Source organism: Nonomuraea sp. NPDC005983 (assembly GCF_040614375.1).
In the GTDB taxonomy this organism is placed as follows: Bacteria; Actinomycetota; Actinomycetes; order Streptosporangiales; family Streptosporangiaceae; genus Nonomuraea.
This window is the reverse complement of sequence record NZ_JBEXUP010000052.1, coordinates 1-19,463: the sequence shown is the minus strand read 5'-3', so window position 1 is coordinate 19,463 and position 19,463 is coordinate 1. Positions and strand designations below refer to the sequence as shown.

The following is a 19,463-nucleotide window of genomic DNA, read 5'->3' as shown; positions in this document are numbered from 1 at the left end:
CACCTCCTTCACGTCCAGCGGCTTCACGTCCAGCGGGGGCGATGCGTACGGTCGCGGCCGCCCAACTCCTCGTCCGGCGTCGCCGCCGCGGGTTCGCGTTCGCGTGTCAGCGGCCACAGCCCGGCGAAGACGACCACGCCGAACACGGCGAGGATGATCGCGTAGAGGCTCGGGTTCCGCCAGTTGCCGGTGAGGATCAGGAAGGCGGGGATCGCCCCCGTCACCCATCCCTGGATCGCCGTGACCCAGCCGGTGTACCTGGTGATCTGCGTCCGCTTCAGGCCCAGCAGCACGAAGAAGAGGAACCACAGGAAGGACCAGTAGAGCCAGATGACGCCGAACGCGGGGTCACCGAGGAGGCGGAAGTTCGCGTACGAATATCCGAGCGCCATGATCGCCACGAACAGGGAGAAGTAGCCCACCCCGGTGGAGTCGAACCCGCCCAGCAGGTTGACCCCGACATAGAGGTAGGTGAAACCGAAGAGGTAGATTCCCGACGCGCTGAGGATCTCGGCCGGCCTGCTGAGGTTGGCGATGATCAGCACGGTGGGCGTGACCACCTGCATGCCTCCGACGAAGAGGTTGAAGACGCCCGCCGCGCGCGGTTCAACCTTCTTCAGGAGCATCATCCCGTTCAGGAAGAGGACTGCGCCGACGTACAGCAGTCCGACGGCCCCCATCAGCGACGCACCTCCTCATGCTTCCGGCTCACGCTTCCGGCGCTCATGTTTCCGGTTGGCGGCATCGTCCACGCCGGGTGAGTGGCGGCCCGCGACAGGAGGCCCGCATCCGGACAGCGCGGAGCCCTCCTCGCACGTGGACGCGTTGTTCTGTTGATCAGGGGTGCTGATCAGGGCCGGGGCAGGCGGGGCAGCGCCGGGTGCGGCGGCTGCGGGCGGTGCTGGGCGGGCACGCCCGTGACGACGTCAGGCGCCTCCTGGCTCTGCTCCTCCCGGGCGAGCGCGGCAGAGACCGCCGAGGGCACCTGGCTGAGGTAGGGAGGGGAGAAGACACGATGGGCCGCGTAGTGACACTGGGGGCAGTCATGCACCGCCGTGGCGGTTCCTATCGGCAGGTGCACCTCGAACCGCCCGCACTCGGGGCAGCGATACTCGTAGGTCGCCATAGGTTTCTCCGCCAGAGGTAAAGCCCACTGTCTTCGGCATGCGGCAACTCAGGTCGTTTATCAGACAACCCCTACCTCAACTGTGTGTCAAGGCGGGCGACAGGGCCTCGACGCCACCGGAGAACACCGGTCCTGAGCCGGAAATCGGTGTCGGTGGCGGCGTCGCGCGTGGCCGTATTTTTAGCGCTCCGCACCCATGATCTCCGATGACCCCGGAGAACTTGCCGGACGTTTGACGGTCCGCACGGTCGAGTCGAACCTTCTCCGGTGACGGCTCGTCGCGCTGTGTGATGGGGCTCGGCGCAGGCCATCCGGCCGACCACCGATGTGTAACCTCCGTGCAAAGCGATCTTTCCGGATCGCCCGCACGGAGGAAGACGCCGCGTCCACCAGGAGATCCCCCGGTCGCGGACTGATTCCGGGCGGTTACTTCGACAGGTAGAGGGTCTTCCAGGTGCCCTCGTACAGGCAGTTGATCGACGGCTTGGCGCCCTTGCCCTCGGCGCAGACCTTCAGCTCGACCTGGTACACGTCGTGGTAGGTGAACGAGAACGGCTTGGCCACGCGGTACGAGCAGGCGCGGACACCGTGGTGCTTGAAGGGCAGGTTGTTCGTGGAGTCGCGGTAGGTGATGCGGAAGACCGCCCAGCCGCAGGTGGAGGTGGCGCGGGTGTAGTCGTACGCCTTGCCGGAGACCTTCACGGTGTCGGCGGCCGGGATGTCCGCGTGGTCCTCGCCGGTGGCCGTCAGGGTGCCCGCCGCCTTGGCCTTGTTTCCGGGGGCGTAGTACGGGCCCCACGGGCCGGCCGCCGTCTGGCCGGCGCCGGAGGCGGGCGTCGCGGCCTGGGCGGCGGCGGGCGCGATCGAGACGAGGGCGGCGGCGATGGCCAGACCGGTCAGGGTGCGGGTGATCATCATCGGGGCGGTCCCTTCTTGTGAGTTGACCGAACTGTCCGATGAGTCGCTTTCAACCGCCTTGCCGGGAATTGCAAGGCTCTAAACGCGGAGCTCAGGTGAAGTCGAGCGGGCCGTCGTTGAAGAGCCTGAAGGGAACCTCCAGCATCGACTCCCGCTGCCCCTTGTCGTACTCCTGCCGGTGCCGGTGGTAGCTGCCTCCGTCGTCCTCGAGGTAGGTCTCACGGGCGGCCTGCTCGTGGCCGAGCTGGCTGCCCATGCGATAGGCCGCCTGGTCGGCCGCCTTCTCCTCCTTGTCCCTCGCCTCGCTGTATTCGGCGAAGTCCTTGGTGACCGGGCTCGGGCCCCAACGGGTCCTGGCCATGTGCACCTGGCGGACGAACTCCCCGGCGAGCGCTTCGGGGGTGGCGGTGTCGGACCCCTGGATGCGGATGACGTTGAGGTTCCGGTCGTAGTCGGACCAGGTCATGTTGTAGCGGCTCTGGTAGAGCGTGGTGATGCCGTGCTCCTTGGCGTAGGCGAGCGCCGCCCGTCCTTCGGGGGTCTGCGTCAGGATCGCCTCGGCGTCCTCCCGCGCCTGCGAGTTGTCGTCCCAGGGTTTGAGCGACACGGTCTTGATCGCCACCAGGGCCGTGGGCGCGGCGGTGGCGATCGCGGCGAGGGCCAGGATGCGCTTCGCCCGCCGGAGGGCATCTACCGAGCGGGTGGCGATGCCGCGCTCCACCTGGCCGAGGGCCGAGCCGAGCGCCTTGCGCCTCCCCAGGATCCGCAGCCTGGCGATCAGGGCTCCGAGCCCCGGGCCGCTCCGGAACGCCGCGACGAGCTCGACCAGCAGCAACAGGAGGGTGACGAAGACGAAGTACTTCCATGCCGTCCTGATCACCACCATCGTGGTCGTTCCGGTGCCGACCAGGGCGCTGGCCAGGAAACCGTCGTCCATCCGCTTCTGTTCGTCGCCGAGCGAGCTTTCGAACAGGTAGAGGTCGTCGCTGTGGTTGCCGGCGGCCCGCACATGCTCGGCGGCGGGGGCCGCCTGGGCCCGGCCCTCCTGGGCGGCGGACGCGAGCTCCATCCACGAGCCGGCCCCTTGCAGCCGTGGCAGCTCGTCCGATCGCGGCCACGGGGCGTCGCCGGCGACGAGGTTGTGCACCACGCGCAGCTCGGGCGGCAGCTCCCAGCTCATGGCGCCTCGCCGATGGCACGCGGCCGGTTCACGGCCTCCTCGTTGGCCTGCTCGGCCAGGGCGAAGGTCGTCTCCGACCGCGCCGTGCGCGCCGCGATGTCACGCAGACGCTCGGCGGTGGCGCCGAACGCGCCCTGCACCAGGTCGGTCAGTCCCGCGAACTCGGCGTCGAACTCCGCGCCCGGCCGGTCGGGGCTGCCGGTGGCCGCCGCCTGACCGGCGCCGCCGAGCGCCCCCCGCATGGCGTGTTCGAGCCTGTCGGCGGTCTCCGACAGCGAGCTCGCCGAGGCGAGCCGGCTGCCGAAGACGACCCGCAGGTCGTCATGCACGTCCTCCACTCCCACCACTCCGCTGCCGTCCGCTCACGAGGACGGACGCATCAGTCGGTCCAGCCTCATGGACAACTCGTTCGCGACGACGAGGATCTCGTTCATGCTGGTCTGGGCGTCGGCCCTGATCTCCCGGAGCATGGCGTCCAGCTCGGGCGAGTCCTGCTGCAGGGCGGCGGGGATGGCGTCCGTCGCCCGTTCCTGGGCCGCGAACCGGGCCTGGCCGAAGGCCGCCATGATCGCGGCGGCGAGCTCGTCCGACGACAGGCGCATCGCCCGCGGGTCGATCTTCAGCTGGACGAGGTTGCTGGTGCCGTCGACCTCCACCTTGACCAGGCCGTCCGCGGCCGTGCCGGTCTCCCGCACGGCGGCGAACCGGTCCAGGAAGTCCGGCTGTTCCGAGGGCTGGTCCTTCATCCGCGGCGGCCTCCCGCTCTCAGCACGACAGGTCGTCGATGGCGCTGTCAGGAGCCTAGTGAGGAGGCGCCGACGATCTCCACACGTGATCATGAGAGTTCATCGACGATTTACCGCGAGTTGGTCGGGGCCGCCCGCCGAGCTCTCCGAGCTCACGGGCCACGGCGCTGTCAGCCGGGGGTCAGGCGGGGGTCAGGCCGTGGGCGGTTGCCAGGAGTTCGAGGGAGCGGATCCAGGCCTTCCTGTCGGGGGCCGCGGAGGCGACGATCAGCTCGTCGGCCTGGGCGTGCCCGGCGAACCGGTCGAGGTACTCCGCCACCTCGCCGGGGGTGCCGACGGCCGAGTACTTCATCATGTGCAGGACCTGCTGGCCGGCGGGGGAGGCGAGGATGAGGTCGGCCTCCTCCTGGGTGAGCTTCCTGTCGCGGGCGAGGAAGCGGGCCACCCTGGTGCGCTTCGCCGCGAGGAACTGCTCCTGGGCCTCGTCCGCGGTGTCGGCGGCGATGACGTTGACGCCCGCGATGACGTACGGGCGCTCCAGCTGCGCGGACGGCTTGAACTCGCGCCGGTAGACGGCGACGGCCTCTTCCAGGGCGTCCGGGGCGAAGTGGGAGGCGAAGGCGTACGGGAGGCCGAGCGCGGCGGCGAGCTGGGCGCCGAACAGCGAGGAGCCGAGGATGTACAGCGGCACGTCGGTGCCCTTCCCCGGTGTCGCGTCGACGCCCGGGATCCGCGACTCGCCCGTCAGGTACCCCTGCAGTTCCAGGACGTCCTGCGGGAAGCTGTCGGCGGACATCGGGGTGCGGCGCAGCGCCCGCATGGTCTGCTGGTCGCTGCCCGGGGCCCGGCCGAGGCCCAGGTCGATGCGCCCCGGGTGCAGCGTTTCCAGGGTGCCGAACTGTTCCGCGATGGTCAGCGGGGAGTGGTTGGGGAGCATGACGCCGCCGGATCCGAGGCGGATCGTCCGGGTGTGCGCGGCCACGTGGGCGATGAGGACGCTCGTCGCCGACGACGCGATGCCGGCCATGTTGTGGTGTTCGGCGTACCAGATGCGCTGGTAGCCGAGTTCCTCGGCGCGCTGGGCCATGACCAGGCTGTGGCTCAGGCTGTCGCCTGCCGTCTCTCCGTCGCCGATGTGCGCCAGGTCAAGGATGGAGAGGGGGAAGGTCATGGGGAACAGCCTTTCGTTGCGGGCAACGAGCAGGGGACCGACCTGGTTGTCGGGTCATTGCGTGGCAACAGCGGCGGAGCTGCGGTTATTTCACCCGTGCTACCACTCTGCGAGCGGTGAGTCGCCGCTCGCAGAGCTGCAACCGCACGTCGATCAGTTGACGGCGGTCATGGGACGACTGATCTACACTCGTCGCGCATGCGATTAAGGGTGGTCACCGCCCTTCTCGCCGTTTACGCCGTCACGGCGGCCGCCGAGTCCCCGCCGGGGGAGTCGCGGGTGATCCTGCAGCCCGCGACCCGTGACGCGGTCGAGGTCTACTACCAACTGGCGAGCCCCAGGTACGAGCTGCGCCGCAGGCTGGCCAGGAACTACGGCGGGCGCGTCGCCCTCGAATGGAACCCCTTCGACGGGCCATGGACCAACCTGTGAGCCCTTGATGGGCGCCGGTTCGGCGAGGCTCGTGGGCCGTCGGTTAGATCTTGATCTCCTCTCCAGAGCGTCCATGCGGAGCAATGTCGTGCCAAGTCTTGGAACGGCGGCTCGTGTCGCGCGCTGTCATCCGATCCGTCAGGCAAATCTGCCGTTCAGCACCAGCCGATCTTCACGGCCTGGTGGATGGAGGCAGTTCGCTGCCAGACGAGAGGAACCATGCCCATGAGGCACATCCCCCGGATGTGTTACCCGGCCACCGCACTGGCGATGGTGGCCGTCCCGCTGACGCTGTTCGGCGCCACCAGGGCCGACGCCGCGCAGGCGGAACCTGTCCGGACGGCCGTACGGGCCGCGCCGAACCCGGCGACCTGCCCGGAGCAGGTGGCGCTGGTCAACGGCGGCTTCGAACAGCCGGGCGTCACCGGTGGCTCGGTGAACTTCTTCCCCGACGCCTCGCAGAACAGCCCGAACGCCGTACAGGGCTGGCGGACGACCGCGACCGACCACATGATCGAGCTCTGGAACGGCCCGCCCAACCCCACCGGCACCCCGCCCGTGAGCGGCAAGCAGTTCGCCGAGCTGAACGCGAACCAGGTCTCGACCCTCTACCAGGATCACCCGACCACCCCCGGCGCCAAGCTCTACTGGCGGCTGTCGCACCGTGGCCGCCTCGGCACCGACACGATGACCCTGGACATCGGCGCACCCGCGTCGCCCGTCCGGCAGGCGACCATGTCCGATGGCACCGGGAGTTGGGGCACCTACACCGGCACCTACACCGTCCCGGCGAACCAGACGACCACCAGGTTCGCCTTCCGTTCGCTCTCGGCGGCCGGTGGGAGCAGGGGCATCGGCAACTTCCTGGACGACGTCTTCTTCGGCACCGCGCCCTGCGTCATCGTCACCAAGACCGCGATCCCCCAGGGGCCCGTCGACGTCGGGGACATCGTCACCTACCGGCTGACCGCCACCAACAAGGGCGGCGGCGTCGCGGAGAACGTGCGGCTCACCGACGCCATTCCGGCGGGGTCCACCTACGTGCCCGGCTCGCTCCGCGTCCTGGACGGCCCCAACGCCGGCGTCAAGACCGACCAGCCCGGCGACGACCAGGGCGGTTTCGACCCCGCGACCGGCAAGGTGTCCTTCACGCTCGGGAACGGCGCGACCGCCACGGCGGGAGGCCGGCTGCCCAACTCCACGAACCTGCCGGACGGCACCACGGTGGAGTTCCGGGTGAAGGTCGGCCGGGACGTCGCGGGCAAGCAGCTCAGCAACCAGGGCTCGGTCACCTACGAGAACCAGCTCGGCCCGACCCCTGAGCCGCTGACCTCGACGTCCGGTGACGCCGTCACCAAGGTCAACCCGGCGGTCGACCTGAGCGTGGTCAAGTCCGCCGACCAGACCAAGACCACCGTCGGCCAGACCGTCACCTACCGCCTCGCCGTCCGCAACGCCGGGCCCAACGACGCCACCGGCGTCGCCGTCAAGGACCTGCTGCCGCCCGGTCTCGCCTTCGTCTCGGCGACGCCGTCCGTCGGCGGCTACGACGCGGTCGGCGGGACGTGGAAGGTGGGCGCGCTCGCCAGCGGCGGCACGGCCACGCTGACCATCCACGCCAAGGCCACGACGGTCGGAGAGAAGATCAACACCGCCACGGTCGGTGGGAACGAGCTGGATCTCGACCCGGCCAACAACGCCGACGGCGTCAAGGTCTGCGTCGATCCCGCGCCGTCCTGCCCGAAGTGCACCACCGGTAGCTGCGAGAACTGCCCGTCAGGGACAGCCGCGCGCTGACCTCCGGGCGGCGGCCGGCCTGACCCTGCGCCGGCCGCCGCCCCGAACACGGGGGCCGTCATGCTTACCTGACAGGTAATCGACGACGGATGGCTGAGCGGCGACGATCTCTGACGTGGAACGCCCACCGGAACCCCGAACGGAGCGCCCGTGGACCAGGTGATCATCGGCGCGGTGGCGGTGCTGTTCGCCGGGATGGGGATCTACGGCCTGGTCGCACCGGCGTCCCTGGTGGCCCCCTTCGGCGGCACAGCGCCGTCCGCCGACAGCCGCAACGAGATCAGGGCCGTGTACGGAGGGTTCGGACTGGCGACGGCCCTGGCGCTCACCCTGGCCGTGCTCGACATCGGGCAGCTGCGTGACGGCGTGCTGGTCGCGGTGGCGCTCGCGCTGGCAGGCATGGCCGCGGGCCGGATCGTCTCGATGGTCGTCGAGCGTCCGTCGCGGTTCTACCCCACGGTCTTCTACCTGATCGTCGAGGCGATCCTCGCCGCCGCCCTCCTGGCCGTCCGCTGAGTGCGGTAGTCAGGGAGGTGGCGCCAGTTGCGGGAAGTACCGGCGTGAGCCGGGTTGGGACGGTTAGTGTCACTCCGAACACAAGGAGTGATGATGAGCAAGCTGGCACGGGCCGTCGAGCTGAAGGCCGAGCTGGTCCACTACGCCACCTCCGGACGGTTCGCGCGCGAGCTGGGTGAGGTGCTCGACCGGTTCTACGGCGGCCGGCCCCCGTCCGACGAGGCCGCCGCCTTCCTGCCCGTCGACTACTTCGCCCACCAGCACCGGCTGGCGGGCGGCAGCACGGTCATCGACCGGTTCCTGGCCGAGCGGGCCGGGCTCGACCGGCTCGACGTCGAGCTCCTGCAGAGCTGGAAGGACGTCGTCGAGGGCGTGTTCGAGGTGCGGGTCGTCGACCGTGACGCCGTGCTGCTGTTCAACCTCGTGGACGAGCTGGTCTACCGGGTGTTCTCCAACCTCGGGGAGCGCGCGTTCGAGCCGCTGGGCCAGGGCATGTTCGTGGTCGGGCGGCTGGTTCCGCTCGGGGCCGACTGGCTGATCAGCGGCACGCCCGCCGTCCACCCCGCCGACGCCCGCGACACCCTGGTGCCCGTCGCGGCCCACCTGACGTTGCGCAACCCCGCCTGGGCGTTCCGCAACCCGCAGCTGCTGGCCCAGGCGAGGGAGGCGCAGCAGGCGCAGCGGCTCTGCTTCGTCGCCTACTTCGGGTCGGACCTGGTCGTGCTGGAAGGCCGGGACGTGCAGGAGCGGATCCGGGGGCTGCTCGCCTACCAGTCGGGCAGGCTGGGCGGGCCGCCGCCGGACGGTCTCGAACCGCCCGAGCACGTGACGGCGGCCGAGACGGTGGGGCTGATCTTCGACGAGGACGCCGGGCTGGGCTACTACGTCGACTTCGGGCCGCTGCAGGAGGTGTTCGACGATCCGCGGCTGATCGCGAGAGGGCGCTACCGCGATCTGGTCAGCGCCTACCTGCGGGGTGACGCGGTGTCTCCGGTGCCGATCCGGCGGCTGGCCGAGCGCGATCCGGAGAAGGCGGGCGCGGTGTTCGCGGGCCTGCTGAACAGGAAGGGCTTCCTGTGGGAGCGCAGCGGCGAGCTGCTGCTTCGTACCCACAAGCCGGGGTATTTCGCCCAGCCGCCGCCCCCACCGCCACCCCGCACACCGCCGCGATCGCGGAGCATCTGGGCATCCCGTACTAGCCTAGGACCCTCGCATATCGGTCGCGCGGCCGTCTCGAAGGACCTTGACACCGCGCGGCACCTCCACGCGAAAGCGGGCGTCGCAGAACGCCAGACCGGTGCAGCCCGCCTCCAGATCGAGGGTCTCGTCCCGCAGTTCCCAGCGCAGGGTGGTGGAACTGCCTGGTTTGTGGTCGAACCACCGGGTGACCTTGATGTCATGGCGATCCGCGGTGACCAGGTCGGTCGGGATCTCGTGCGACTTCACATTCAGCGTCTGCCCGCTGAAGGGGAAGGTTTTCTCCTCCGGGGCGGCGCTCTTCGCCGAGACCGAGCAGCCAACGAGCCCGCCGGCCATGATGACGGCGGCGCAGGCGATCCGCAGGCGTGGCCGGCTTCGCGGCTGGGGCATGAACGTCCTCCCATGCGTAACGGCACCGGTTGATGCGCACGCTCATGATCGGCCACGCTCGCAGCGGGGCACATCTGCCGTTCGGCGGATATCGGTTGACGAACTGCCCGCCACCAGTGCGCGCACCTGCCAGCCCGTCCCGTACGGCCCCCACCCCAGCGTCCCGCCGAGCGCCTCGATCCGTGTCCGTAGCCCGGCGAGGCCGGAGCCCCCGCCGGCCCGGGAGGCGGTCAGCGTTCCCGCCGTGCCGCCGCCGTTGGTGACCGTCACGCTCACTCCCCCGCCCGCGGCGGGCACCACCGATACCAACGCCCACGTCGCCCCGGTGGCGTGCCGCCGCACGTTCGTCAGCGCCTCCACGACCACGCGGTGGACGGCGTCCTGGACGACGTGTGGCACCGTGGCGGCCAGGCCGGGCGGCATGTCCAGTTCGCAACGGGCGGCGCCGCTCGCCGCGGTGAAACGTCGCACAGTCTCGGGCAGATCCGCGAGCCCGTGCATGCGGGCGGCCGAGGCCGGACCGCCCGCCCCATGCTCATCGGAGATCCGCAACGACTGAACGGTATGGTCCATCGACTCCAGGGCGCGCAGCCCGGACGCCTCCATCCGCTCCAGGTACTGCCTCAAGGGTTCGGGCAGCGAATCGTCGTCGAGGCGTACGGCCTGGGTCTCCAGCACGATGCCGGTCAGCTCGTGCGCCACGTAGTCGTGCAGATCGGCGGCCACCCGCAGGCGCTGCTCGCGCAGCGCCTGCCGCACGGCCCTGGCCCGCCGGTCGTCCAGCATCCGCTGGTACAGCCCGACACCCACCGCGCCCGCGCAGGGGAAGATCGACAGCGAGCAGGCCACCGCCACCGCCTTCCAGTCCGCAGCGGGGGCGGCGAAAAGGAACCGGGCCGGCAGGAGCACGATCGCCGCCACCGCCGCCGGCCCGAGCAGCGCCGCCTGCCGGTCGGGCGCCCGCCGGATCACCCGTGCGGCTAGCAGGAGCAGGGCAGGGTACTCGGCCAGGGCCCAGAAGGTGACATACGCTTTCGGCACGTGGAAAGCCGCGTCTGCCACGAGGGAAAGCGCGAACGTCACACCCGCCGCCGATGCGATCGTGACCCGCCGCCACGGCCAGCGCGCCATCGCGGCCAGCACCGCCACCGCGGCGGGGACCGCGACCAGGCCCGACGGCAGCCGCCACGCCGCCGGGGCCAGCACCAGTAGCGCGACGATCACGCTCCACACCAGCCGCGGCGAGAGCCGTCGGTCGTCGTGTCGCGTGGCGGCGTTCATACGGGCCGATAGTGGGTCGTGTAGCCCATCTCCCAGGCGTGGACAGCGATACCCACCCGGTTCCGCACGCCAAGCTTTCGCTGGATGCTGGCGATGTGGGTCTTCACCGTGCCCGGCGAGATGAAGAGCTCCCGGGCGATGTCGGCGTTGGTCTTGCCCGCGCCCACCTCCGTGGCGATCTCGACCTCCCGTTCGGTCAGCGTGTCCTGGGGCGGCGCCGGAGCCGGCCGAGGTCCTCCGGTGATGTGCTTCAGCAACCGCACCGTGATCTGCGGGCTGATGAGGCTGTCGCCCGCCATGGCGGCCCGCACGGCCTCGACCAGCAGGGCGGGCCCCGAACGTTTGAGGACGAAGCCGGAGGCGCCATAGCGCAGCGCGGGGTAGACGTACTCGTCGAGATCGAAGGTCGTCACCACGACCACCCTTACGCCCGCCGTCTCCGGGCCTCCGGCCAGCCGCCTTGTCAGCTCCAGGCCGTCCATGCACGGCATCCGGATGTCCACGACGGCCACGTCCGGATGCAGGGAGCGCGCGGCCTCCAGCGCCGCCACACCGTCCCCGGCCTCGCCGACCACCTCGATGTCCGGTTGGTTGCCCAGAATCCGTCTCAGGGCCCCGCGCACCATCTCCTGGTCGTCGGCGATCAGCACTCTGATCGTCATGATCGCTCATCCTGCCGCGGCATCGAACCAAGCCCCCATGTGCCGGGGCGATGTGCTCGCCCGCCGATGTCCCAGCGTAGATGCGGCGATGCCCCGCTTATCTGGGCCTCGTAGCCGGTGCGGACGTCAGGGGCGCGCCCGTCCCGGGATGTGGGCGGCGGCGCACGCGCAGGACGGCGACGGCCATCACCAGCGTCCACGCCTCGAGCGTGAAGACCGCCACTCGTTCCGTGCCGCCCAGCCCGATGCCGGGATCGTGCTGGGTGAAGAACAGTGCGGCACCGGCCACGGCGACCAGACCGATCGCCAGTGTCGCCGTCCGGAGGTCGCGGAACAGACCGGACCTCGGCACGAACGCGGCGAGGAGAAGCCCGATGTTGCCGGCGCCCATGATGAGCAGCGCGCCCAGCAGGTGAAGGTTCTCGTCGAGGTCCGCCGGGACCAATCCCACCAGGACGTAGCCGCCGGCGTCGATCGCGAGCAGGGTTCTGGCGATTCCCTGAAGCCACCCCTTGCCCCAGCAGGCCCCGCCCGTCAACAGCAGACCGGCCAGGAGGAACACCCCCTGGACGACGAAGGACGTGTTCATGAGAGCGTGCAGGGGTGAGCAGACGTATCGGGGACGGCTGTCATCCCACATCTGGCAATGCACATTGCCGAGGTCGCTGATGTTGTTCGCCGCCCAGCTGTAGCCCGAGGGCCAGGCGGAACCCACGATCACCTGGACGATCAAGAACTGCGCGTTCCCCGCCAGCCAGACGGCCGCGCCGATTCTCGCCGTCACGGGCATGCCGGTCGCGGGCCGCGACACCGCCATCACTTCCACCGCCTCGACGGGTAGGTCACTTCCGCGTCCCTTCTGCCACTGGGATGGTCGTCGGAATCGATCCGAGACGCGCCGGTTGACGCGCCCCAACAGGATCGGGCGCCCGCGAGCCCCCGCACATCTACCGTTCGGCAGATATCGGGCGACTCCCGGCGGCAGACGAGCGCGGTTTACCTAGGGCGACGTTCGTCCGGTATGGCGGCCTCGATGCGGTCGCGGAACCCCTGACGCTTCAGCGCCTCGACGGCGGCCCGGAGCACCTCTTCCAGCGGCATCGGCAGCTCGGCGTCGAGCGCCTGGACGGCCCGCTCGGCCGCCTCCCACTCCGCCTCGATGGCGGGCAGGGCCGCGCGGGCCTTGTCAGTCAGGTGGACGATGCGCCGGCGGGCGTCCGCCCCCTTCGACAGGGTGACGAACCCGGCGCGCCGCATCTGTTCGACGCTCTGGCTGGCCGCGGAGTGCGTCACGCCGACCGCGGACGCCAGGTCGCGGATGGCCAGCGGCCCCTCGGTCAGCAGCGCCCGCACCACGGGGGAGAACCGGGGCCGGTACTCGGGCAGCCCCCAGTCGGCGTAGATCCCGGCGATGGCGCCGTCCATGAGCTCGTGGACGTGCCGCAGCAAGGTTCCAAGTCCCGTATATCCAGGCATAGGGTGAAATATAACAGTGCTGTTAGATTGACGGGAGATGCGCATGTACCCAGTGGGCGAGCCGTACGACCAGGGCGTCCTGGACGTGGGCGACGGCAACCACGTGTACTGGGAGGTGAGCGGCAATCCGCGCGGCAAACCGGTCGTCGTGGTGCACGGCGGGCCGGGCTCGGGCGCCTCGGCCCGGGCACGGAGGTTCTTCGACCAGGACGCCTACCGGATCGTCCAGTTCGACCAGCGCGGATGTGGCCGGAGCACCCCGCACGCCGCGGACCCGGCCACGGACCTCGGCGTCAACACCACCCACCACCTGATCGCGGACATGGAGCTGCTCCGCGAGCACCTCGGCGTCGAACGCTGGCAGCTCTTCGGCGGCTCCTGGGGGACGACGCTGGGCCTGGCCTACGCCGTCCGGCACCCGGAGCGCGTCTCAGAGGTGATCATGAGCGGGATCGGGACGACGACCCGGCGCGAGGTCGACTGGATCACCCGCGGCGTGGGCCGGATATTTCCGGAAGAGTGGGCACGGTTCCGCGACGGGGTCCCGGAGGCCGACCGTGACGGCAGCCTCGTCGCGGCCTACAGCAGGCTGCTGGAAGGCCCCGACCCGGACGTCCGTGAGCAGGCCGCCCGCGACTGGTGCGCATGGGAGGACGCGCACGTCGCGGTGCACGCCGGCAGCCGTTCCGACCCCCGCTACGACGACCCCCGCTTCCGGCTGATGTTCGCCCGCCTCGTCACCCACTACTGGCGCCACGCCGCCTGGCTGGAGGACGGTGAGCTGCTGCGCGGCGTGGCGGGGCTGGGGGACGTCCCGGGCGTGCTGGTGCACGGCCGGATCGACGTCAGCACCCCGCTCGAGACCGCCTGGGAACTGGCCGCCGGCTGGCCGGGCTGCGAGCTGGTGGTGGTGGAAGGGGCGGGGCACTTCGCCGGGGAGCCGGGCACTGCGGAGGCCCTGCTGGCCGCCACGGACCGGTTCGCAAGCCGCACCTGAACGACGCAGCCGTCACGACCCGGCCCGCGGTCGCCGCGGACGAAGGTCAGGAGGCCTTCTCCGCGGGGAGCGGGATCCACTTGTGCGACCAGGCGACGAGCTCCTCGAAGGCCGGGTGCAGCTCGCGCCCCATCTCGGTCAGGTGGTACTCGACCCGCACCGGCGAGCTGTCGAGCACGCGCCGCTCGATGAGCCCGGCGCTCTCCAGCTCGCGCAGCCGCCGCGCCAGCATCGTGTCGTTGACGCCAGGGATGGCCGCCTTGATCTCGGCGTAGCGGTGCGCCCCCTTGAAGATCATGTGCAGCACGGCTCCCGACCACCGCGCGCCGATCAGCTCGAGGGCGGTGTGGAAGCGGACGCAGACGGAATGGACGCTCACAACGCGAATCCTAGCCGACCACACCCTCCAAGTTGCTAAGGAATGTGTAGCTACTCAATAATGTTTAGCGGACAAGGCCCTTCCGCCATCCCTGAGGAGCAACCATGGACAAGCCCGTCCTCCAGGTCATCGTCGCCAGCACCCGTCCAGGCCGCGCGGGCCGGGCCATCGGCGAGTGGTTTCATGACCACGCCGTCGGCCAGGGCGACTTCGAGGTAGAGCTGGTCGACCTCGCCGAAGTCGGGCTGCCGTTCCTGGACGAGCCCAACCACCCGAGGCTCAAGCAGTACGTGAACGCGCACACCAAGGAGTGGAGCGCCACCATCGAGCGCGGCGACGCCTTCGTCTTCGTGACGCCCGAGTACAACCACAGCTTCACCGCCGTGCTCAAGAACGCCCTCGACTACCTGCACCACGAGTGGCAGCACAAGGCCGCCGGGTTCGTGAGCTACGGCGGCGTCTCCGGCGGCACCCGCGCGGTCAACAGCCTGCGCCAGGTGACCAGTACGTTGAAGATGATCCCGGTCGTCGAGGCCGTGAACATCCCCTTCTACACCCAGTTCGTCGGCGACGACGGCACGTTCCAGCCCAACGAGGTCACGGTCGGAGCCGCCGACGCGCTCCTGGCCGAGCTGTCCAAGCTGACCGGCGCGCTGCGTCCCATGCGCCTGGCGGCCGCCTGAGCTACGCTGCCGGTCGTGGCGCTGGCAGTGAACGTGGTGGTCCGTTACCGCAAGGCGGTGACGTACGGCGTGCACGCGCTGCTCGCCGCCCTGGATACAGCGGGGCTGGAGTACGAGCTGAGCCTCGGCACCACTGCGGAGGAGACCGCCGCGCACATCGAGGCGAGCCGCGCAGACCGGGTGCTCGTGCTCTGGTCGTTCTACTCGCCCGACGCCGACGCCATGGCGTCCGAGCTGGCCACGGTCCGCTCGTCCACCGGCAGACCGGACGTCCTGCACATCGCGGGCGGCGTGCACGCGACCGCCGAGCCGCAGCAGGTCCTCGACGCGGGCTGGGACGTGGCCGCGATCGGCGAGGGCGAGTCCACCATCGTCGCGCTGGTCAGGGCGACGCCGAGCCCGCGTTCATCCCCCTCGCGACCATGCGCGAACTCGACAGGCTGGCCCAGCGCGGCGACGCCTACGGGCACTGGCGCAAGCAGGCCGAGCACTCGGCGCGGCTGGCGGAGACGGCCAACTACCCCAGGCGTGTCAGGCGCCGCCGTACGAGCTAAGGGTCGTCGCCGTCCACCAGGCGGTCGAGGACGCGCGTCACGGCGTCGCCCAGCGGGCGGAACGCCTGGGTGAGCGCGTTCGCAAGGGGGCCGAAGATCTCGCTCACCTCGGTGAGGAGGTCGTCGCCCTTCTTCTCCGGAGGCGCCCAGCGCATCGCGTCGGCGCTCAGCGTCTCCCATTCGTCGACGACGCCGTCGATGGCGTCGAGCACGTGGTCAGGATCGCTCGGCATGACCGTTCTCCAAGGCGCGGGAGTCGGATAATCCCACGGTAACCCGCATATAGCTCCGCACGGGAGCCCCGCAGGCCTCAAGCGGCACGCTCGCTGCTACCCTTGCCCCGTCGCTGTAAACAGGCCTACCGAGGAGGTGAGACCCATTACCGCTGTATCAGCCCGGGTGCTCTCCTCGCGTGGCAGTGCGGTCTGCCCGGCGTAGGTGATCGAGGGAGCACCCATCAGCATCGCGAAAGGCGAGGCGGATGCGCTTCATCTCGGAAACGACGTCCCATGGTGTTTCTGAACGATCGTTCGAATTGACTGTCGCCGGAGAGCTTGTTCCCGGCGTGCTCTGGTCTCCCGCCGGCGCTGCCGGGAGCCGTCCCCTGGTGTTGATGGGCCATGGTGGCTCCCAGCACAAGAAGGCCCCCGGTCTGGTGGCCCGCGCCCGAAAGTACGTGACGTCACTCGGGTTCGCCGCGGCGGCCATCGACGCGCCGAGCCAGGGCGACAGGCCGACGTCGGCGCAGGCCGCGCGGTTCGCCACCGAGATCAGGCAGCGGATCACGGAAGGCGGCAGCGTCGGCGCGCTGGTGGCGCACGAGATGGCCAGGCGCGCGGTGCAGGCCGTCCCGGAGTGGCGGGCCACCCTGGACACGCTCCAGACCCTGGACTTCGTGGGCGAAGGCGGCCCGGTCGGCTACTGGGGCCTGTCGATGGGCAGCGCGATCGGGCTGCCCTTGGTCGCCGCGGAACCGCGGATCACCGCGGCCGTCCTCGGGCTCGTCGGGCTCCTCCCGGGTGACGGCGCTCTCGCCGGAACGGCCGCAAAGGTCACCGTTCCGGTGCAGTTCGTCCTTCAGTGGGACGACGAGCTGGTGCCGCGGGAGTCGGGGCTGGCGCTGTTCGACGCTCTCGCGTCCCGGGAGAAGACCCTGCACGCCAACCCCGGCAGGCACGCGGCGGTGCCGCCGTTCGAGCTGGCCGAGGCCTTCTTCGCCCGCCATCTCGCTGAGGGCGGCGCGCGTTAGCCGTACTTGGCCCGAGATCTTGGTGACACCTGGTCACAGAAGATTGATCATTACGAAGACCTCCGGGCGTAGTGGAGTTAGCCGCTTCACCGACGCACGGAGGTCTTGATGGTCACGCTGACGTCCGGCGAAGCGGTGCCCGACGGCGTCGCCTAAGTCGCCATCAGCGAGGCGGTCAGGTGGTCGCGGAAGCGGTGGGCCGCCTCGGACACGTAGGCCCCCTCCCGCCAGAACAGCCGCAGTACCCGCTCGGCGCCGGGAGCGTTCAGCCGTACGGGAGAGAACGGCAGCCCCGATGCCGCCATCGGCGAGCGGAGATACCATGCGGGCCCGAACCCCACGCCGAGCCCGGCGCTGACCATCTGGATGCCCGTGGTGGCCTCGTCGATCTCACAGGCGACCACCAGCTCCAGCCCGGCCTCGGAAAACAGCCGCTCGGCCAGCGTGCGCTGCCAAATCCCCGGCCGGGTGGTGACGACGGGTTCGCCCGCGAGGTCGGCCATGGTCACCTCTCGCCGGCCAGCGAGCCGGTGCCCGAGCGGCACGGCGAGCAGGACTTCCTCGCGCACCAGCTCCTCATGGACCAGTCCCGGTCCCTCGAGCACCTCGGAGACCAGACAGAAGTCGACCTGTCCCTCGCTCAGCCGCTCGGCCATGACCTCCGGGGTGGCCTGGAAGAGGCGTACGGCGACGCCTGGATGCTCGGCGATGAAGCTCTTGACCGGTTCGGTGATCGTGAGCAGCGTCTCCGAGGCGAGCGAGACGCTGCCGTGGGTAATGCCGGCGGCGTCGGTGAGTTCGCGCCTGGCGTCGTCCAACTCGGCCAGGGCTCTGTCCACCCGGCGCAGGAATGCGGCGCCGAACCGGTTGAGGCGGATCCGCCTGCCGTGCCGGTCGAACAGTGGCACGCCCAGGTCGGCCTCCAGCCGCGCGATGGTCCGGCTGAGCGAGGGCTGGGCGACGTGGAGCTCCTCAGCCGCCCTGCTGATGTGCTCATGGCGTGCCACGGCCTGGAAATAGCGCAGCGACAGCAGATCCATTATGCCTCTGTAGCTATGAATATATGGAAAAACTAGTCTTGGACAGCATATAGCGGTCCTTCCTAGGCTCATCCGCGAGGATGCGATCTTTTGGAGGTTCCGTGCCCGTCGGGTATCTGTTCACTGTGGCGCTCGTCGCGATCGGCACGCTGTTCGCGCTACGGCCGGTGCCGTTCTCACGCCCGCTCGGCCGTCCGAGCTACTACTCCGGCCTGGCCGCCAACGAACTGCCGTTCGCGGCCTTCTTCTGGATGCTGCTGCTCCCGACGGCGCTGGCGTTCGCCGAAGGTGACATCCACTCGGCGGGCGGTTGGGCGATCGTCGCCCTGGCCGCCGTGACCGCGATCGGGCTCGCGGTCATCGCCTACCGCGCGATGGGCGAGCGGGCCAGGATCGAGCGCGTCATGACAGAAGGGCTGGGCGCGGGGTGGCGTGCCGCCATCGACGCCGACCTCGCCCAAGGGCTACGGCGCCGTCCCCCGCTGGCTCGCATCCTGTTCCTGCCCATCTTCCGGCGCCGCCTGGACGTCCGGCGTGTGGCCAACCTCTCCTACGGCGACGCGGGCCGCCGCAACCTGCTCGACCTCTACCACCACCGCTCGCGCCCGCAAGGCGCACCCGTCATGATCCACATGCACGGCGGCCACTACGAGGGGGGCCACAAGAACAGCCAGTCACTGCCGCTGCTCTACCGGCTGGCCAGCCAGGGATGGGTGTGCATCAGCGCCAACTACCGGCTGAAGCCACAAGCCCAGCACCCGGACCACCTGATCGACCTCAAGAAGGTGATCGCCTGGGTACGGGAGCACGCTCACGAGTACGGGGCCGATCCGGCGACGCTGTTCGTCGCGGGCAGCTCGGCGGGCGGGCACATGGCGGCGCTGGCCGCGCTCACCCCAAACGATCCTGCCTACCAGCCGGGTTTCGAGGACGCCGACACCTCCGTTACCGGCGCCATCTACCTGAACGGCTGGTACGGCACCTACTGGGACCAAGGTGCCAAGTCCTCGCCGCTGGCCCACATCACCGCGGACGCACCGCCGTTCTTCGTGGCCCACGGCGACCTGGACCCGGTGGTACCCGTGGCGGATGCCCGGCACTTCGCCGACCGCCTACGCCAGACCTCGGCCGCCCCCGTCGTCTACGCCGAGCTGCGCGGCGGGAACCACGCCTTCGACCTGTACCACTCGGTCCGCTTCGAGGCGGTCGTCGACGCGATCGAGGGCTTCACCGCCTGGGTGAGATCACGGGAAAGAAAAGCCGTAGCCGGCTAGCCGGGACGTCCGCTACTGGGACTTCTGTCGGGTGCGCGTCGTGCGCCGTGGTCACGACGACTCATCCCGACCACGCCCGTCACCTAAGGCAGCGGCACTACCTGCGACAGGAGCGAGGCATGAACACCACCATGGACACTCACGACAAGACCGTCCTGGTCACCGGCGCCACCGGGAACCAGGGCGGTGCCACCGCCCGCCACCTGCTTGCCGCCGGCTGGCACGTTCGCGCCCTCGTCCGAGGTCCTCGGTCGGCGGCTGCCGGCTGCGTTGCCGAGGGCGTAGGTGAAGATGGCGGCGGCGGCTTGTACAAAGTTCAAGAAGGGGCTTGCACAAAGTTCAAGTCGTGGGTTAGCGTTCTTCTCGTCGCCCAGTTGAACTAAGTGCAAGTC

23 protein-coding genes and 1 pseudogene are annotated in these 19,463 nt (G+C 69.9%); 10 read left to right on the top strand and 14 right to left on the bottom strand.

The features are described 5' to 3' along the window. Positions 1 to 23 precede the first annotated feature (23 nt). The 7 genes from ABZ297_RS22845 to ABZ297_RS22815 all read right to left on the bottom strand — a co-directional run bounded on the left by ABZ297_RS22845 (position 24) and on the right by ABZ297_RS22815 (position 5,141). Entirely contained in the window at positions 24 to 680 is a 657-nt protein-coding gene (locus ABZ297_RS22845) for an AmiS/UreI family transporter (protein WP_355349507.1), read from the bottom strand. Between the two features lie 170 nt (positions 681 to 850). Then, entirely contained in the window at positions 851 to 1,126 is a 276-nt protein-coding gene (locus ABZ297_RS22840) for an FmdB family zinc ribbon protein (RefSeq protein WP_355349504.1), read from the bottom strand. Between the two features lie 426 nt (positions 1,127 to 1,552). Beyond that, the gene (locus tag ABZ297_RS22835) at positions 1,553 to 2,044 is read right to left on the bottom strand and encodes a hypothetical protein (RefSeq protein WP_355349501.1); all 492 of its coding nucleotides are present in this window, start codon (positions 2,042 to 2,044) and stop codon (positions 1,553 to 1,555) included. Positions 2,045 to 2,135: 91 nt separating this feature from the next. Next, positions 2,136 to 3,224: a hypothetical protein gene (locus ABZ297_RS22830; protein ID WP_355349498.1), complete on the bottom strand. Its 1,089-nt coding sequence runs from the start codon at positions 3,222 to 3,224 to the stop codon at positions 2,136 to 2,138. Next, positions 3,221 to 3,553, bottom strand: coding sequence for a hypothetical protein (locus tag ABZ297_RS22825; RefSeq protein ID WP_355349495.1), 333 nt, complete (start codon positions 3,551 to 3,553; stop codon positions 3,221 to 3,223). The genes ABZ297_RS22830 and ABZ297_RS22825 overlap by 4 nt, the downstream gene beginning before the upstream one ends. Before the next feature lie 33 nt (positions 3,554 to 3,586). Then, positions 3,587 to 3,970 carry a YbaB/EbfC family nucleoid-associated protein gene (locus ABZ297_RS22820; protein WP_355349492.1) on the bottom strand — a complete coding sequence of 128 codons (384 nt, stop codon included), beginning with the start codon at positions 3,968 to 3,970 and terminating at the stop codon, positions 3,587 to 3,589. Positions 3,971 to 4,151: 181 nt separating this feature from the next. Then, the gene (locus ABZ297_RS22815) at positions 4,152 to 5,141 is read right to left on the bottom strand and encodes an LLM class flavin-dependent oxidoreductase (RefSeq protein ID WP_355349489.1); all 990 of its coding nucleotides are present in this window, start codon (positions 5,139 to 5,141) and stop codon (positions 4,152 to 4,154) included. Between the two features lie 198 nt (positions 5,142 to 5,339). Between ABZ297_RS22815 and ABZ297_RS22810 the strand changes: the two genes are divergently transcribed. From ABZ297_RS22810 to ABZ297_RS22795, 4 genes are all read left to right on the top strand, one after another. Further along, the gene (locus tag ABZ297_RS22810) at positions 5,340 to 5,573 is read left to right on the top strand and encodes a hypothetical protein (RefSeq protein ID WP_355349486.1); all 234 of its coding nucleotides are present in this window, start codon (positions 5,340 to 5,342) and stop codon (positions 5,571 to 5,573) included. A gap of 225 nt (positions 5,574 to 5,798) precedes the next feature. Next, a complete protein-coding gene (locus tag ABZ297_RS22805; RefSeq protein WP_355349483.1) occupies positions 5,799 to 7,370 on the top strand; it encodes a hypothetical protein in 1,572 nt (523 codons plus the stop codon). 150 nt (positions 7,371 to 7,520) lie between these two features. Next, positions 7,521 to 7,886: a DUF4345 family protein gene (locus ABZ297_RS22800; RefSeq protein ID WP_355349480.1), complete on the top strand. Its 366-nt coding sequence runs from the start codon at positions 7,521 to 7,523 to the stop codon at positions 7,884 to 7,886. A gap of 93 nt (positions 7,887 to 7,979) precedes the next feature. Further along, positions 7,980 to 9,509, top strand: a complete 1,530-nt coding sequence (locus ABZ297_RS22795; protein ID WP_355349477.1) for a hypothetical protein — start codon at positions 7,980 to 7,982, stop codon at positions 9,507 to 9,509. Positions 9,510 to 9,518: 9 nt separating this feature from the next. Here ABZ297_RS22795 and ABZ297_RS22790 read toward each other — a convergent pair whose 3' ends face one another. The 4 genes from ABZ297_RS22790 to ABZ297_RS22775 all read right to left on the bottom strand — a co-directional run bounded on the left by ABZ297_RS22790 (position 9,519) and on the right by ABZ297_RS22775 (position 12,895). Continuing rightward, positions 9,519 to 10,757, bottom strand: coding sequence for a histidine kinase (locus ABZ297_RS22790; RefSeq protein ID WP_355349474.1), 1,239 nt, complete (start codon positions 10,755 to 10,757; stop codon positions 9,519 to 9,521). Further along, positions 10,754 to 11,419, bottom strand: a complete 666-nt coding sequence (locus ABZ297_RS22785; protein WP_355349472.1) for a response regulator transcription factor — start codon at positions 11,417 to 11,419, stop codon at positions 10,754 to 10,756. The genes ABZ297_RS22790 and ABZ297_RS22785 overlap by 4 nt, the downstream gene beginning before the upstream one ends. A gap of 97 nt (positions 11,420 to 11,516) precedes the next feature. After that, the gene (locus tag ABZ297_RS22780; RefSeq protein WP_355349469.1) at positions 11,517 to 12,236 is read right to left on the bottom strand and encodes a DUF998 domain-containing protein; all 720 of its coding nucleotides are present in this window, start codon (positions 12,234 to 12,236) and stop codon (positions 11,517 to 11,519) included. Positions 12,237 to 12,415: 179 nt separating this feature from the next. After that, positions 12,416 to 12,895: a MarR family transcriptional regulator gene (locus ABZ297_RS22775; protein ID WP_355349466.1), complete on the bottom strand. Its 480-nt coding sequence runs from the start codon at positions 12,893 to 12,895 to the stop codon at positions 12,416 to 12,418. 37 nt (positions 12,896 to 12,932) lie between these two features. Here ABZ297_RS22775 and pip point away from each other — a divergent pair, with 37 nt between their 5' ends. After that, positions 12,933 to 13,892: a prolyl aminopeptidase gene (pip, locus tag ABZ297_RS22770; protein ID WP_355349463.1), complete on the top strand. Its 960-nt coding sequence runs from the start codon at positions 12,933 to 12,935 to the stop codon at positions 13,890 to 13,892. A gap of 46 nt (positions 13,893 to 13,938) precedes the next feature. Here the strand turns inward: pip and ABZ297_RS22765 are convergent, their stop codons facing one another. Beyond that, entirely contained in the window at positions 13,939 to 14,271 is a 333-nt protein-coding gene (locus tag ABZ297_RS22765; RefSeq protein ID WP_355349460.1) for a helix-turn-helix domain-containing protein, read from the bottom strand. Positions 14,272 to 14,375: 104 nt separating this feature from the next. Between ABZ297_RS22765 and ABZ297_RS22760 the strand changes: the two genes are divergently transcribed. Next, a complete protein-coding gene (locus ABZ297_RS22760; protein WP_355349457.1) occupies positions 14,376 to 14,954 on the top strand; it encodes an NAD(P)H-dependent oxidoreductase in 579 nt (192 codons plus the stop codon). A gap of 15 nt (positions 14,955 to 14,969) precedes the next feature. Further along, positions 14,970 to 15,581, top strand: a complete 612-nt coding sequence (locus tag ABZ297_RS22755) for a cobalamin-dependent protein (protein WP_355349454.1) — start codon at positions 14,970 to 14,972, stop codon at positions 15,579 to 15,581. Here ABZ297_RS22755 and ABZ297_RS22750 read toward each other — a convergent pair. Next, a complete protein-coding gene (locus ABZ297_RS22750) occupies positions 15,505 to 15,741 on the bottom strand; it encodes a hypothetical protein (protein ID WP_355349452.1) in 237 nt (78 codons plus the stop codon). The two genes, ABZ297_RS22755 and ABZ297_RS22750, sit on opposite strands and share 77 nt — an antisense overlap. A gap of 380 nt (positions 15,742 to 16,121) precedes the next feature. Here ABZ297_RS22750 and ABZ297_RS22745 point away from each other — a divergent pair, with 380 nt between their 5' ends. Next, the gene (locus ABZ297_RS22745) at positions 16,122 to 16,757 is read left to right on the top strand and encodes an alpha/beta hydrolase (protein ID WP_355349450.1); all 636 of its coding nucleotides are present in this window, start codon (positions 16,122 to 16,124) and stop codon (positions 16,755 to 16,757) included. Between the two features lie 152 nt (positions 16,758 to 16,909). Here the strand turns inward: ABZ297_RS22745 and ABZ297_RS22740 are convergent, their stop codons facing one another. Then, entirely contained in the window at positions 16,910 to 17,797 is an 888-nt protein-coding gene (locus tag ABZ297_RS22740; protein ID WP_355349447.1) for a LysR family transcriptional regulator, read from the bottom strand. Positions 17,798 to 17,898: 101 nt separating this feature from the next. Between ABZ297_RS22740 and ABZ297_RS22735 the strand changes: the two genes are divergently transcribed. Continuing rightward, entirely contained in the window at positions 17,899 to 19,071 is a 1,173-nt protein-coding gene (locus ABZ297_RS22735) for an alpha/beta hydrolase (RefSeq protein WP_355349444.1), read from the top strand. 131 nt (positions 19,072 to 19,202) lie between these two features. Continuing rightward, a pseudogene (locus ABZ297_RS22730) lies at positions 19,203 to 19,319 on the top strand (NmrA family NAD(P)-binding protein); the annotation flags it as partial. Between the last annotated feature and the right edge of the window lie 144 nt (positions 19,320 to 19,463).